Below are 11,716 nucleotides of genomic sequence, written 5' to 3'. Positions count from 1 at the left end.
CGGTTAGCGCTCGAAAGCGCTGAGCCGAAGGCTCTAGTCTCGAGCGCTAACCGGCGGCCCTCAGGGCCGCGGACACGCGCGCGCCAGCGCGCCAATAAACACAGCGTCAAACCTCCTGGGACTACCAACCCCTGTGGCTCTGCCACACAACCGTCTGGAACTACCAAACCCCGGACATCCCTAAAACACCCAGGACTACCAAACCCCAAGCCCCACAAACTAAACCCGGCGAATAGCCGCCAACGGATCCGCATACAACGCACTCACCGAAGTAACCACCGCAGCAAACTCCTGCACCTTCCCCCCGAACCCACTGATCCGAATATCCGTAGCAGCCAACTGAGTACTCTGCGAAAACGCCCGAGCCACATGCCCAAGCGCCGGCCGATACCCAGTAAAAGCCTGACCGCCCAACACAACTCGATCCGGGTTCAGCATGTCCCGAACCAGCGCGACAGTCTGTCCGAGCATCGTCGCCCGCTCGGCGAGCAATTCCCGCGCCGACTCCGACCCCGACTCAGCCGCCCGATACAGATCGTTGATCGTCGTCCCAGCAGTCCCGTTGTGCGCCGGAATGATTCCGCGACCCACGGCCCGAGCTTGCAGCGCCCGATCACCGACGGTCACTTCCAAGCACCCACGCCGCCCGCACGTGCACTGCACATCGGAGCCCGTCGGCAGATGCGCGATCGACCCGGGCCCATTGCTCGGCGTATGGACCCGCCCGTCGAGAGTCACGGCGATGCCCGCGGTCTCACGAACATAGAAGTAGAGGCTGCTGCCGTGCTGAGCAGCGGGAAGTTCGGTATCGGGCTCGGGCCGGCGGGCATCGAAGGTCGGCAGCAGCAGCTCCGAAGCCGCCATCGCCTCGACGTGCGGTGCGACGGAAACCGGCAGCTCGAGCACATCGCCGAGCACCTGCCCGATCGGCGCGCCCTTCCATTCCAGCTTCGGATGGTCGACCACACCGCTCTGCGGATCCACCCGCCCACCGATGGCGACACCCGCCCACAGCGGCGTCCGCCGATGCCACCGCTGCAGGAACGCCTTGGCACTGCGCGCGACGGTGGTGACCGCGAATTCCTGCCCAGTCTGTGGTGTGGCGATGGCGAGCCCACCGAGAATCCGCCCACGCAGGTCAGCGGCGACGATTTTCGTTGCCTCGGCACCGATATGGATGCCAAGCGTCAGGTAGGCGTCGTGATCGATCTCGAACGGCACTCGCGGCCTGCCGACAGCACCCGCGGCGGTCAGATCCGGCCGCTCACGCAGGAGTCCCGCGGAAAGCAGTGACGCCACTTGCCGATTCACAGTGGCGATACTCAAACCCGTTGCCCGCGCGGCATTGTCACGCGAGACCGGACCCGATGCCGCGGTTCGCAGCACCGCAGCGGCGGGGTTGTCGCTACGCCGCAGCTCGGGCGGCACAACGGGTCGGGAAACACGAGGACGACCGGCGCCCGCCCGCGAGACGGGGCGATCGATGATGGGAGCAGACATATGAAGTTCCTTGCTGAAATCCCGTTGTCCCAACGAGATTGCCTACACGTATGACGTGGCAGCCAGGGAGCCGGAAAGACTCAGCCGCAGGAGCAGGAACGACACAGTTCACGAGTCAACGGCAACCGCAAGCCCAGAGCGGCGGTCACATAGGTGACCCGCTGGGCGGTGAGATGGTTGCCGGACATAACAATCAAGTTAACACCGAATCTGAACCCATCCAAGCCAAACCGGCGAATTGTGCCGTGTAGCACAGCGAATCCCCAGTTCAGAGCGTTGCGACGGCCGCGCAATGCAGCGTGTGTCTGGCCCGAGACGGGCAAAACCCCTTCCGGAACCGGGGCTCCGGAAGGGGTCTGTGTACCCGCGTTGCTACTTGACCGGGGGCGTGAAAGGGGCGGAGATTGTGGTGAAGTACTGGATCGCCGCACCGATCGCGACCGGGGCGGTCACGAAGATCTGGCCGAGGATGACGCCGAGGGCGCCGATGGTGGTGGCGCCGACGAGGCAGCCGCCGATGCCGCCGGGAACAGCACCGACCAGCGCGCCGAGCACGCCACCGGCGACCAGGCCGCCGGCCGCACCCGCGACGCAACCGATGGCAGCGCCACCGAGACCGCCGGTCAGGGTGCCGATCGCGGCGCCCAAGGAGATGGTGGAGGTCAGACGGCTCCAGGCAGCCTGCTCACGCTCGTACTCGGTCTTCCAGGGCGCCTGGTTCTCGTAGGGAAGGGCGACCGGCTTGTACACGGCCTTGGCCGGGTCCAGCTGCGGGGTCAGGGTGGCGGTGTTACCCGAGATCTCAGCCGCGATCGGGAGCTCGTACTCGTCGAGGCGGAAGGTCAGCGGGGTGCCTGCGACAGTGGTGCCGTTGGCGGCCTTGATCTTGAAGGCACCGTCTTCGACGACGAGCGAGCCCGCATCGGTGGTGATGACGGCCTTGGACTCGTCGACAACCTCGGCGGAGTAATTGATCGGAGCGGCTTCCTGCTCAGCCGGAGCCGCGACAGAGGTACCAGCCGAAACACCGGTTGCCATTGTCAGGAGTGCCGCAACCACGGCGAGCTTCCTCATCTTCATAAACTTGCCAATCCCTCATCTTGATGGAGCTGTTCGAGTTGCAAGCTTCGAGCAGTTCCACCCACATGACGAGGGAAAAAAGCAGCGAGATCTTAACTAAGAATTCATTTCGAAGCTTTGGCCGCCGCTTTGGCCTGCTTCTTGAATTCCCTTACTTCCGACAATGTTTCAGCGTCTACGACATCGGCGACCGAGCGTCGCGAGCCGTCGTCACCATAGGATCCGGCCGCTTTTCGCCAACCGTCCGGCCGCACATCACGTTGTTTGCCGAGCAGCGCGAGAAAGATCTTCGCCTTCTGCGCCCCGAACCCCGGCAGGTCCTGCAACCGGCGCAGCACCTCCTTCCCATCGGGGTCGCCCGCGGTCCAGATCTGCGCCGGTACACCGTCGTAATGCTCGATCACGTACTGGGCGAGTGCCTGCGCCCGCCGCGCCATCGACCGCCCGTAGCGGTGAATCGCGGGTGGGGTCGCCGCGAGTTCCTCGAATTCGGCCGGATCAGCTTCGGCGATGCGCTGCAGATCGAATCCGCCCATGCGCTCGGCGAGTTTGCGCGGCCCCCGAAACGCGTGCTCCATCGGGTACTGCTGGTCGAGCAGCATCCCCAGCAGCAGCGCGAAATCGTCAGTGCTGAGCAGTTCGTCGGCCTCGGATTCCTGCGCGAGGCACAGCGTGCGAGTCATACATTCATGGTGACACATTTCACCAGTAGCCTCTGAGTCCATGCTTACGAGGACTGCTCCCGATCTGGCGGTGCGTATGACCGACTACACCCCACGACCGGCCCGCTTCGACCAAGCGGGCCGGGATCAACTGATCGACGCCCATGACCTGGACGTCGCCCAACCCGGAATGCGCGCGCTCGGCGCCTGGAGCCACACCGCGCTGGCCCTGCGTCCCGGCGAGAGCGCTCTCGATGTTGGATCGGGAACCGGATCGGAGGTATTCACCTTCGCCGAGGAACTCGGGCCCCACGGCACCGCGGTCGGCGTCGAGCCGGATCCGAATCTGCTGGCCTCGGCGCAGCGCCGCGCGGTCGAGTCCGGGTCGAGCGCGGCGTTCGTCTCCGGCGATGCCTACGGCCTGCCGTTCGGCAACGGCACCTTCGACGCGGTGCTGTGTGAGCGGGTGTTCCAGCACCTCACCGCACCCGCACGGGCGGCGGCCGAGATCGCCAGGGTGCTGCGGCCCGGTGGGCGCGCGGTGGTGGTGGACTGCGATTGGGCGACCGCGATCGTCCATCCGGGCGACCCCCGGGTGGTGAGCGCGGTGATCGACACCCTGATCTCCTCGACCACCAACCCGCTGTCGGGTCGCAGGCTCGCCGGCCTGCTCAGCGGCACCGGCCTGGTGGTCGACGAGATCGGCTCGCACGCACTGGTGCAGGACCGCACCGTCGGCGCGGGGGCGCTGGTACGCCGGATCGCGGACCTGACCGTCCTGCGCGGAGTGATCACCCCGGCCGACCGAGACCAACTCCTCGCCGACCTACAGACCGGCGCCGACCACGGCGACATCCACATCTCCGTCACCCTGTTCGGCGCCCTGGTCCACAAACCAACTTGAGGCCTGCCCCGCGGACAACTTTCTTGGTAGGCCCACACCTATGTGTCCCTACCAAGGGCGGGGCCCGCCCTGATCTGGACTGACCGGAGGGTGCGACGAAGGAGTGCCCGGAGGGAGGGAAGATCAGGGGCCCGAAGGGCCCCGCCTCGAGCGCGCCAGCGCTCCAATAATTCAGCCTTCGAGCAGCTTTTCCGTGGCGGCGAGGAGCACGCAGGTCGCCAGTCCGTCCATCGCCTTCTCCAGTTCCGGCAGCTGCGGGAAACTGGGGGCGATGCGGATGTTCTTGTCCTCGGGATCCTTGCCGTACGGGAAGGCCGAGCCCGCGGCGGTGAGCGCGATGCCCGCGTCCTTGGCCAGGGCGATAACCCGCGCCGCGGTGCCGTCGAGCACGTCGAGGCTGATGAAGTAGCCGCCCTTCGGTTCGGTCCACGACGCCACCTTCGAGGCGCCGAGGCGGTCTTCCAGGATCCGGCGCACGAGCGCGAACTTGGGTTCGAGCAGCGCGCGATGCTTCTGCATGTGCTCACGCACACCCTCGGCATCGGTGAAGAAGCGCAGGTGGCGCAGCTGGTTGAGCTTGTCGGGGCCGATGCTCTTCTTCGAGGCGTGCGACAGGTACCAGTCGATATTGGCCTGCGACGCTCCGAAGAAGCTCACGCCCGCACCCGCGAAAGTGATCTTGGAGGTCGACGCGAACACCAGCGGACGGTTCGGGTTGCCCGCCGTCGCGGCCAGCCCGAGTACGTCGATGACCGGGGCCGCGATGTCGGTGAGCGGGTGCACCGCGTAGGCGTTGTCCCAGAACAGCCGGAAGTCCGGCGCTGCGGCGGGCATCGAAACCAGTTCGCGGACAATCTCTTCGGAGTAGATGACGCCGGTGGGGTTGGAGTAGTTCGGCACCGCCCACAGGCCCTTGATCTGCGGGTCGTTCGCCAGCAGCGTCGCGATGGCGTGGGTGTCGGGGCCGTCGTGGCGCATCGGGATGGTGATCATCTCGATGCCGAGTGCCTCGGTAATGGCGAAGTGGCGGTCGTAGCCGGGAGCCGGGCACAGCCACTTGATCGGCTCGTCAACCCAGCGGCGCGGGGAATCGGGGGTGCCGTAGAGCATCGAGAACACGATGAGGTCGTGCATGATCTCGAGGCTGGCGTTGTTGCCCGCCAGCAGTCGCTCGACGGGGATGCCGAGTAGTTCGCCGAAGATCGCGCGTAGTTCCGGCAGGCCGGTGAGGCCGCCGTAGTTGCGGCAGTCGGTGCCCGAGCTGTCGCGGAAGTCGCCGTCGCCGGGTAAGGAGAGCAGCGACGAGGACAGGTCGAGTTGTTCCGGCGACGGCTTACCTCGGGTGAGATCCAGCGTGAGCTTCTCAGTCTCGAGCGTCGCGTAGTTCGCGGTCTGGGACTCGTGCTCGGACACGAGTTCCTCGTGGCTCATCAAACCGATCTGCGTTTGCCGGGGCATCCTGGGCAGCCTTTCGAAGCAGCAAGGGGGTGCACGCTGTGCGTGCTGACACCCGCAACGTTACCCGGCGGTTGCCCGGAATCGGCGGGGTATCCGGGCCCGGATCAGGCTCGCACGCTGCGAAGGTGCGTAGGCCGATCAGCCGGAGGAGGGTCCCCTGAAATTAAAGGGGACCCCGCGCACCCGGCAGAGCCCGTTGACCCTTGCTGCCTTCCGGCCCTGGGGGAGTTCACAGGATGCTCGCCGCGCGGGATCCGTCGGCCAGTGTAGCGGTAGTTCTCGCTACTAGCGATTCCGGTCTTCGAACAGCAGGTCGGCGGCCCGGGTGAGTACCTCGACGCGAGTGCGGCCGTCGTGATCGGCGGCTAGGAAGTGGCTGCCGATGGTGGCGCAGAAGGCGAGCAGGCTCCTGGCTTCTACCTCATCGGGATCTTCGCAGAACACGCCGATTGTCTCGCGCAGCAACGCCATTCGCGCGTTGTCGACGCGACGCAGGCGTTCGGCGACGTCGTCGTCGCGGCGGGCCCAGTCGCGGATCGCGAGGTCGATCGGGAGTAGTCGATTGCTGGAGAACGTGAGCAGCCCGGCCACCCGCGCCTTGGTCCTGGGGTCGAGACCCGCGTGCTCGACCCGCTCGAGCACCTGGTCGGTCGCCTCGCTCTCCCACACGTCGAGCATCGCGGTGAGCAGGGCGTCGCGATCGGCGAAGTAGCCGTAGAACCCGCCCTTGGTCACACCGATGCGTTTGGCCAGCGCCTCGATCCGGACGGCGTCGATGCCCGAGGACGACAGCACGGCCAGACCTTCCTCGACCCACCTGACCCGGGGAGTTCGCGCGGTACCCACGACGTGTTCCACCTCATATCCATCGAACGACGACCACACCCGACCAGTCGATACTCGAGTGTACGCAGCCGTATAACCACTGCGCTGACGGTGACGCTGGCTACGATCTATCCGACTATCGGCAGCGGGGGGTTCGGTGTTCCCCATGACTGGAGAGGGGGCCCGATCGTGACCGGCCCGAATCAGCAACCACCCGGCGACGGTGTGCCGCCGTCCGACCCCACCGTCGCCTGGTGGGAACGACCAGGCGAAGGCGCAGGTCAGACCCCCGCGCAAGCCGACCCGACGGTGCTGCGCGGCAACATCGGCGCGCCCGGCCCGTACACCGCACCGCCGACGCCCTACCAGAGCGGCTCGAACCCCCAGCCCTATACCGCGCCGCCCGGGCCCTACCAGAGCGGCTCGAATCCCCAACCGTTCGCGCAGCCGCAGCAGTTCGCACCGCCTCAGCAGTTCGCGCAGCCGCAAGCGGGCGCCTATCCGGCGCCGCAGCCGCAGTGGGGCGCACCGCCGCGGCCGCCCTCCTCCGGCAACAAGGCGGTGTGGTGGATCGTCGGTGGCGCCATCGTCGCGGTGGGCGTTCTCGTGATCGGGCTGATCGCGTTCACGGCTAACAAGGTCGAGGACGACAACCCCTTCGGACCCGATCCGGAGAAATGGGCGGGCAGCTACGTCTTCCAAGACGGCAAGAACGCTTGTGACCTGGTCGATCTCACCGTGCTGAATCAGTGGGCGTCCACCCGCGAGACGACCACCCACACCGAGCGCGGACCGTCGGAGTACATCGGTGGCGGTTCCTACGACTGCGACGCCAAGAATAAGGAGTCGGGCCGCAACGCCAACGAAGCGAGCTTGGGTCTCGAGGTCGAGTTCAAGACCGAGAGCGAGACCGAGTCCGACTATTCGCGCTGGAAGGGCTACGACACCAAGACCACCGGCAAGGACTACGACCACGGTGTAGTGAGCGGTCTCGGCACCGAGGCGTACTACTCCAGCGAGCAGCACATCTACGGTTCCATCCCGAACGACTACTCCATCGTGGTGGCCGCGCACGACAGCAACATCTCGGTGAAGGTGGAGATCGAGGTGTCGACAATGCGCACCGCCGACAAGGCGGCTATGCGCACCGCTGCCGAGACGCAGGTCCGCAAGGTGCTGGCGGCTTTGAAGAAGTAGCAGGTCAGAACCGGTCGCAGGGGCCCGGTTTGGCATCGACCCCCTGCGACCCGCTATGCTGCTCCACGGAGGATTCGCCTAGTGGCCTATGGCGCTCGCCTGGAACGCGGGTTGGGTTAACGCCCTCAGGGGTTCAAATCCCCTATCCTCCGCAACAGCAGGGCCCTGATCGGTTCGCCGGTCGGGGCCTTGTTCGTTTAATCGGTGGATCTGTCAGTGGGCTTCCGTAGAGTGAGCCCCGATGGTGCGGGAGACCCCCACCACACCCATATACCGTCGTCGCCGCCCCCAACACAAATGTGCGTGCCGACACAGTCCAGTGGGTACCCAGCCTTCGCGCAGGTCCGTCTTCGGACCGCGCCGATCGATGCCGCGAGCGGCGTCGATCGCACAGAAATCAGGAAGTAAAGAACGAAGTGAATACATCACCAGAAACGAGCATCGGGCGCGACGCGTCCGGGCCGATCAGACTGATGCTGCGTGACCGCACAGCCACCACCGGGCCGATCGACGGCGCCTGGTGGCCGCGAACCGACCAGCCGATGACCGAGTTGCACCAGTTGGTGACCGCGGTCGGACCGCGGATCGGCAAGCTGGCCCGGCTCGGATTCGACTGGACCACCAGCGAATCCGGCGACAGCACAGCACACAACGAACAGGCCGCGCGCATCATGCACGTGGTCGGCAGCAACGGCGCCGCGCTCGCGCTGCTGGTCATCCCCTCGGCCACCGAGGCACCCGCCGCCCGCAGCCAGATGCGCTGGGCGGCAGGCAAGCCGCGTATCCAGGACCCGGCGCCCGCCGACACGGCGGCCGACGGGCCACGCACCCTCGTGCAGATCTAGGCGAGCACGCTCGCCGGAGTTCATCGGTCGCTGGTGAAGGTCGGATCGAAGTCGCGCGGCGCACCGCGGCGGCTCAGCAAGCGGTCGAACCATTCACCCAGGATGACGCCAGCGGCCAGCGCGCAGCCGACACCGAACGCAGCGAGGATCTGCCCGAAACCGAGCAGCGTTTCGTCCTCGAGCAGGGCATACAGCCCGCGATACACCTTCAGGCCCGGCAGCAGCGGCGTGATACCGGCCGCCGCGACGACCAGGGGCGGCGTGAGCGCGCGACGCGCCATCAGACCACCGGCGAGACCGATCGCGGTTGCCGCCAGCCCTGCCGACACCACCGGCCCGAATCCGATGTCCTGCGCGCCGAGGTAGGCCATGGTGCCGCCCGCGCCGCTGAGTCCGGCCGCGACCAGCGCCCGCCGCTCGGCGTAACAGGCGAGCGCGAAGGCGATCGCCGCGACCGCGCCTGCCACCAGTTTGATCGCCAGATACCCGGTGTCACGGCCCGCGCTCGCCGCGATCTCCGGCACCGCGATCCCCATCATCGTCGAGATTCGCAGTGCCAGACCGATACCCGCGACGATGCCACCGGTCATCATCACCACTTCGAGCATGCGAGCAGCCGCGGTGATCGGCGCGCCGGTGATGGCATCCTGCACCGAACCAACCAACTGCAGACCGGACAGCAGCACCGTGATGCCCGCGGCGACGATCAGCGCCGCATCGGATCGCCAGTGATCACTGATCGAGGCGAGCGCGATGGCCGGGATGGTGGCGATGACACCACCGATCATGTGCTGGAAGAACATCGGTAGCCCGAGCTGATGCAGGAACCGGTTCACCACGTCGATCACCGCGGTGGTCGCGAAACTGATCGCGGCCAGCACGAAGCCGCCACCGAGCAGGACCGCGATCGCCGCCGCCAGCAGCGACCAGCCCGCCGTCGACACCCAGCGCGGGTACGGGTGACGCGAGGAGATCAGCTCGTCGAGGGCGGCGTGCGCCTGGTCGACGGGGACGATCTGGCTGCGGATCCGGCGCGTCAGCCGGTCGACCGCGGCCAACCGCGTGAAATCGAGAGAACGGTATTTCACGACGCGCATATCGCTGGCCGGCGGCAGGCTGGGCCCTCGGTCGGCCCAGATGCGGATCGCGTCGAAGGTGACGTCGATATCGCAGCTGTTCAGGCCGTAGGTCGAGGCGATAAAACGGACCTGGGCGGAGGTGTCACCGACACCGGTGCCCGCGGAGAGCACCACCTCACCCACCCGCACCGCCAGGTCGAGCACCTGCGCGACCTCGGCGTCGTCGCCGAGGTCGATCGGTTGCAGTGGAGTGGGCGCGGCGACGATGTTGTCGGCGGTGGCCCGCTGCGACGGCAACACGAACGGCCTGCGCAATCGCCACCATCGCTGGCGCAGACCTGGGCGCTCGAGAATTGTGGCGCCGTCGCCTTCCGCCAAGGGGTCCGCACTCATACCTCGACGGTAATGGCGATCGCAGCGCCTTCGCCGTCTCGCAATCAGTTCGTCAACGTGTCGGGTCCGGATTCGGTCGGCGAGGAGAGCGTGGCGACGTCCGAGGTCGAGCCGTAGGGTCAGATGTCGTCGATCAATCCGGTGCTGTAGGCCATCGCCGCCAGGTGCTGTAGACAGCGCGGACCGCATCCGTTGTGCTGAGTCAGCACGAAACGGGCCTGCTGGAGCGAAGAAATGGAAGAATCGGCCACACAGTCGGCATGTACGGCGCGCCAGTGCTCTTCGTGACGGAAGGTGGCGGCCCGCGATGTCGGCGGGTCTGGTGCGGATGTGTCCAGCAGGGCGTGACGGGAGGGGCAGGCGATGGAGGCGATGACTGTATGAACACCGGGACGGGGAAGGTGATCCAGGAGCGGCGCAGGCTGCTCGGGCTCTCGCAGCCCGCGCTGGCCACCGCGATCGGGGTGAGCTCGCGCCAGATCACCAGGTACGAGTCCGAAGAGCAGTCGCCGACGCTGCCGGTCGCGGTCCGGTTGGCCGACGCGTTGCAGGTCTCGCTGGCGGAGCTGGCCGGCCTCGTGGACAACCGTGTCGACCTGGCGGGTCATTGGTGGGCAGCCTGGCAGAAACCGGCGAATCACCCGGACGAGGTCGAGGTAGCGGCGGTGACCATCCGGCACGAGGGCGACCATCTGATGCTCGACTCGGCCGCTGAATCGCCTGCGCCCGAGTCGGATCCGGTCACTCAGGTCCGTGGCGAGATGCGCGTATGGGAGGGCGAGGCGCTCACCGGCTGGATGCGCGGCATGGATATCGCGTTCCCGGTAGGCACCATCTACTACTCGCTCCATCCCCAGGGTGCTCATGCCGTCGGCTCGTGGACGACGAAATCGGGCCCCGACGGTCTGGTGCGCGGCTGGAGCGTCCTGGCGCGGGAAAAGTCCGACGCCGAAAAGCTCCTGGCGGAAATGCTGCGCACCGATGGCAGCGTCGAGTCGTGGCCGGGCCCTTCGCGCTCGGCCTGAAGCCGCCGCCGGATCTCGGCGACGCTCGGTCGCCCGTGATCTTCGGGTGGCAGAAGTAGTAGGTAGCGGCTCAGCGCCCCGAACACGAACAGCCCCAGAGCAATCCACAGAAAGATCTCCATCGGTTCCCCTCCGAACGAGTCAGTGCTTGCACGGTTGGCGCGTATTGTGGTCACTAAGCCGCCACGAAAAAGTATGGTCGCCGCCAAGACCTTTTGGACAGCAAAAGCGTCTACAAACGTCTACAGTTCTCTACGATGAGTCCATGTCCAGTCGGGGCGAGCAGGGGAACGGCATCGTCGGAGCTCGGTTGCGGCGACTGCGGGAAGAGGCGGGGTTGTCGCTGGCCGCGTTGGCCACTCGCGTCCCGTACAGCAGGGCGGCGCTCGGCCACTACGAAACCGGTGCGCGAGCAGCATCTTTCGAGGTGATCGCCTGGTACGAGCGGGTGCACGCGCAATCGAGGCCCCCGCTGCCCGTCACTCGTCGACGTGATCCGCGGGCCGCGGATGCGACGCTCGCGGCGGCGATCGCCGCCGCGCACCGGACGGGCCCGCTTATCGAGATCGGGCGACCGCATCAGGGAGACAACGGAACCGGGTACTTCTGCCCGTTCCGGATCGACGGTGTGGTCGAGGGCGAAGCCGCCGGAACAGATCCGGCGACGGCTTTGCACTCGGCGCTACTAGCGGTGGGTGCCGAGCTGAAGCGCGCGGGAAACAGCAATGGCCCCGGACGAATTCGGTGA

12 protein-coding genes, 1 tRNA gene and 1 other RNA gene are annotated in these 11,716 nt (G+C 66.6%); 6 read left to right on the top strand and 8 right to left on the bottom strand.

Features of this window, described 5'->3' with window-relative positions:
- Positions 1-219 precede the first annotated feature (219 nt).
- The 3 genes from ACFXKN_RS10360 to ACFXKN_RS10350 form a co-directional block, all read right to left on the bottom strand.
- Entirely contained in the window at positions 220-1,500 is a 1,281-nt protein-coding gene (locus tag ACFXKN_RS10360) for an ROK family protein (protein WP_378946426.1), read from the bottom strand.
- A gap of 372 nt (positions 1,501-1,872) precedes the next feature.
- Positions 1,873-2,580 carry a hypothetical protein gene (locus ACFXKN_RS10355; protein ID WP_379432890.1) on the bottom strand — a complete coding sequence of 236 codons (708 nt, stop codon included), beginning with the start codon at positions 2,578-2,580 and terminating at the stop codon, positions 1,873-1,875.
- Positions 2,581-2,684: 104 nt separating this feature from the next.
- On the bottom strand, positions 2,685-3,263 hold the full coding sequence (locus tag ACFXKN_RS10350) for an HhH-GPD-type base excision DNA repair protein (RefSeq protein WP_379432889.1): 579 nt from the start codon (positions 3,261-3,263) through the stop codon (positions 2,685-2,687).
- A gap of 40 nt (positions 3,264-3,303) precedes the next feature.
- On the opposite strand from ACFXKN_RS10350, the gene ACFXKN_RS10345 reads away from it, so the two are divergent.
- Positions 3,304-4,146: a methyltransferase domain-containing protein gene (locus ACFXKN_RS10345; RefSeq protein ID WP_379432888.1), complete on the top strand. Its 843-nt coding sequence runs from the start codon at positions 3,304-3,306 to the stop codon at positions 4,144-4,146.
- A gap of 171 nt (positions 4,147-4,317) precedes the next feature.
- Here the strand turns inward: ACFXKN_RS10345 and ACFXKN_RS10340 are convergent, their stop codons facing one another.
- The 3 genes from ACFXKN_RS10340 to ACFXKN_RS10330 all read right to left on the bottom strand — a co-directional run bounded on the left by ACFXKN_RS10340 (position 4,318) and on the right by ACFXKN_RS10330 (position 6,462).
- A complete protein-coding gene (locus tag ACFXKN_RS10340) occupies positions 4,318-5,604 on the bottom strand; it encodes an aminotransferase class I/II-fold pyridoxal phosphate-dependent enzyme (RefSeq protein ID WP_379432887.1) in 1,287 nt (428 codons plus the stop codon).
- A 164-nt stretch (positions 5,605-5,768) separates the two neighbouring features.
- Positions 5,769-5,863: signal recognition particle sRNA small type (ffs, locus tag ACFXKN_RS10335), an RNA gene on the bottom strand.
- Positions 5,864-5,889: 26 nt separating this feature from the next.
- Positions 5,890-6,462 (bottom strand): TetR/AcrR family transcriptional regulator, encoded by a 573-nt coding sequence (locus ACFXKN_RS10330; RefSeq protein WP_379432886.1) that lies wholly within the window; start codon positions 6,460-6,462, stop codon positions 5,890-5,892.
- 156 nt (positions 6,463-6,618) lie between these two features.
- On the opposite strand from ACFXKN_RS10330, the gene ACFXKN_RS10325 reads away from it, so the two are divergent.
- From ACFXKN_RS10325 to ACFXKN_RS10315, 3 genes are all read left to right on the top strand, one after another.
- On the top strand, positions 6,619-7,626 hold the full coding sequence (locus ACFXKN_RS10325; protein WP_379432885.1) for a hypothetical protein: 1,008 nt from the start codon (positions 6,619-6,621) through the stop codon (positions 7,624-7,626).
- Positions 7,627-7,693: 67 nt separating this feature from the next.
- Positions 7,694-7,778 (top strand) — tRNA-Ser (locus ACFXKN_RS10320).
- Positions 7,779-8,042: 264 nt separating this feature from the next.
- Positions 8,043-8,471, top strand: coding sequence for a DUF5994 family protein (locus ACFXKN_RS10315; protein ID WP_378946459.1), 429 nt, complete (start codon positions 8,043-8,045; stop codon positions 8,469-8,471).
- A 20-nt stretch (positions 8,472-8,491) separates the two neighbouring features.
- On the opposite strand, the gene ACFXKN_RS10310 is transcribed toward ACFXKN_RS10315, so the two are convergent.
- Positions 8,492-9,943: a threonine/serine exporter ThrE family protein gene (locus ACFXKN_RS10310; RefSeq protein ID WP_379432884.1), complete on the bottom strand. Its 1,452-nt coding sequence runs from the start codon at positions 9,941-9,943 to the stop codon at positions 8,492-8,494.
- Positions 9,944-10,062: 119 nt separating this feature from the next.
- Positions 10,063-10,194, bottom strand: coding sequence for a hypothetical protein (locus ACFXKN_RS10305; protein ID WP_378946472.1), 132 nt, complete (start codon positions 10,192-10,194; stop codon positions 10,063-10,065).
- 129 nt (positions 10,195-10,323) lie between these two features.
- Between ACFXKN_RS10305 and ACFXKN_RS10300 the strand changes: the two genes are divergently transcribed.
- Positions 10,324-10,968 carry a helix-turn-helix domain-containing protein gene (locus ACFXKN_RS10300; RefSeq protein ID WP_379432883.1) on the top strand — a complete coding sequence of 215 codons (645 nt, stop codon included), beginning with the start codon at positions 10,324-10,326 and terminating at the stop codon, positions 10,966-10,968.
- 265 nt (positions 10,969-11,233) lie between these two features.
- Positions 11,234-11,716, top strand: a complete 483-nt coding sequence (locus ACFXKN_RS10295; RefSeq protein ID WP_378946481.1) for a helix-turn-helix domain-containing protein — start codon at positions 11,234-11,236, stop codon at positions 11,714-11,716.

Source organism: Nocardia sp. NPDC059195 (assembly GCF_042754695.1).
In the GTDB taxonomy this organism is placed as follows: domain Bacteria; phylum Actinomycetota; class Actinomycetes; order Mycobacteriales; family Mycobacteriaceae; genus Nocardia.
This window is presented reverse-complemented; position numbering and strand designations above follow the sequence as displayed.

Bases quoted from the DNA above. Each gene is read 5' to 3' on its own strand.
- ACFXKN_RS10350 (WP_379432889.1), bottom strand. From the start codon at position 3,263: ATGACTCGCACGCTGTGCCTCGCGCAGGAATCCGAGGCCGACGAACTG.
- ACFXKN_RS10345 (WP_379432888.1), top strand. From the start codon at position 3,304: ATGCTTACGAGGACTGCTCCCGATCTGGCGGTGCGTATGACCGACTAC.
- ACFXKN_RS10295 (WP_378946481.1), top strand. From the start codon at position 11,234: ATGTCCAGTCGGGGCGAGCAGGGGAACGGCATCGTCGGAGCTCGGTTG.
- ACFXKN_RS10300 (WP_379432883.1), top strand. From the start codon at position 10,324: ATGAACACCGGGACGGGGAAGGTGATCCAGGAGCGGCGCAGGCTGCTC.
- ACFXKN_RS10340 (WP_379432887.1), bottom strand. From the start codon at position 5,604: ATGCCCCGGCAAACGCAGATCGGTTTGATGAGCCACGAGGAACTCGTG.
- ACFXKN_RS10360 (WP_378946426.1), bottom strand. From the start codon at position 1,500: ATGTCTGCTCCCATCATCGATCGCCCCGTCTCGCGGGCGGGCGCCGGT.
- ACFXKN_RS10310 (WP_379432884.1), bottom strand. From the start codon at position 9,943: ATGAGTGCGGACCCCTTGGCGGAAGGCGACGGCGCCACAATTCTCGAG.
- ACFXKN_RS10355 (WP_379432890.1), bottom strand. From the start codon at position 2,580: ATGAAGATGAGGAAGCTCGCCGTGGTTGCGGCACTCCTGACAATGGCA.